The 503-nt window shown below is 66.8% G+C and carries 1 pseudogene; it reads left to right on the forward strand.

What is annotated here, in order from left to right:
* Window positions 1–503 (forward strand): annotated as a pseudogene (locus VXC91_RS46865) (RNA-directed DNA polymerase); the annotation flags it as partial.

The following is a 503-nucleotide window of genomic DNA, read 5'->3' on the forward strand; positions in this document are numbered from 1 at the left end:
GCCCTGCGCAGGCATCCGAAGAAGTCGAAGCACTGGATCACCAACCGGTACTTCGGCCGATTCAACCCTGCCCGGCAGGACAGATGGGTGTTCGGCCACCGTGACAACGGTGCCTACCTCGTCAAGTTCGCCTGGACGAAAATCGTCCGGCATCAGCTGGTCAAGGGCACCTCGTCCCCGGACGATCCCACCCTGGCCGACTACTGGGCCGACCGGCGACGCAGAAGTGCTCCGCCGCCGCTGGACCGGGCCACGATGCGTCTGCTCCAGACGCAGAAGGGCCGCTGCCAGCTCTGCGGGCAACTGCTCCTGCACGCCGACCGGCCCCCGCAGTCCCCCACCGGGTGGGAGCAATGGCTCCGCACCACCCGGAAGGCGATCAAGACACGTCACATCGCCTATCAGGGAGCGAAGACGCCGGACGGCGTTCAACTCCGCCTCGCCCACGCCACGTGCCTACGACGGCCGAACACGTCGAACAACGGCACAACCCTGCACTCCCA

Source organism: Streptomyces chiangmaiensis, assembly GCF_036281785.1.
Taxonomy (GTDB): Bacteria; Actinomycetota; Actinomycetes; order Streptomycetales; family Streptomycetaceae; genus Streptomyces; species Streptomyces chiangmaiensis.